The organism is Streptomyces sp. BE303 (genome assembly GCF_036290945.1).
GTDB lineage: Bacteria > Actinomycetota > Actinomycetes > Streptomycetales > Streptomycetaceae > Kitasatospora.
This window is the reverse complement of sequence record NZ_JAQYWZ010000226.1, coordinates 1-795: the sequence shown is the minus strand read 5'-3', so window position 1 is coordinate 795 and position 795 is coordinate 1. Positions and strand designations below refer to the sequence as shown.

At 80.1% G+C, this 795-nt stretch carries 1 pseudogene; it reads right to left on the bottom strand.

What is annotated here, in order from left to right:
• Nucleotides 1-362 precede the first annotated feature (362 nt).
• Nucleotides 363-795 (bottom strand): annotated as a pseudogene (locus PUR56_RS01440) (polyketide synthase); the annotation flags it as partial.

Here is a 795-nt window from a genome sequence, read left to right as displayed (position 1 = left end):
GGCCCCAGGGCCGCGACGCCGTCAACAGCGACAAGAACGGAAGAGCGGCGGGTAGGGAACGAGTGTATATCTCGGGGAAGTTCTCGGAGGTCGCCGGCTCATTCACTGCCGGGGGGGGGGGGGGGGGGGGGGGGGGGGGGGGGGGGGGGCGTGGGGCCGTGGCGGGGCCCTTCCTCCGCCTGGGCGCGGCGGGGGTGGGGGGGGGGGGGGGGGGGGGGGCCCCCCCCCCCCCCCCCCCCCCCCCCCGCCGCGCCCCGCCCCCCGCCCCCCGCCCGGGGCCCCCCCCCCCCCCCCCGGGCCCCCCCCCGGCCCCCCCCGCCGGCCCCCCCGGCCGGGCCCCAAACCCGCCCACGCCCCCCCCCCCCCCCCCCCCCCCCCCCCCACGCCCCCCCCGCCGGCCCCCGGTCCCCGGGGTTCCAGGGCCGCGACTCCGTCAACAGCGACACCGCGCCGGATGCCCACTCCACGTGCGGGTATCGCTCGTCGGCGTGGAGCGGCGGGGGCTTGGTCCCGTGCCGCATCGCCAGAACCATCTTGATGATGCCGGCGACACCGGCCGCCGCCTGCGTGTGCCCGATGTTGGACTTCACCGACCCGAGCCAGAGCGGGTCGCCGCCGTCCCGGTCCTGACCGTAGGTTGCCAGGAGGGCCTGGGCCTCGATCGGGTCGCCGAGCGTCGTGCCGGTGCCGTGCGCCTCGACCGCGTCGTCGTCCTGCGGGTTCAACCCCGCCTGCGCCAACGCGGCCCGGATCACCCGCTGCTGCGACGGACCGTTCGGCGCCGTCAGACCGTTC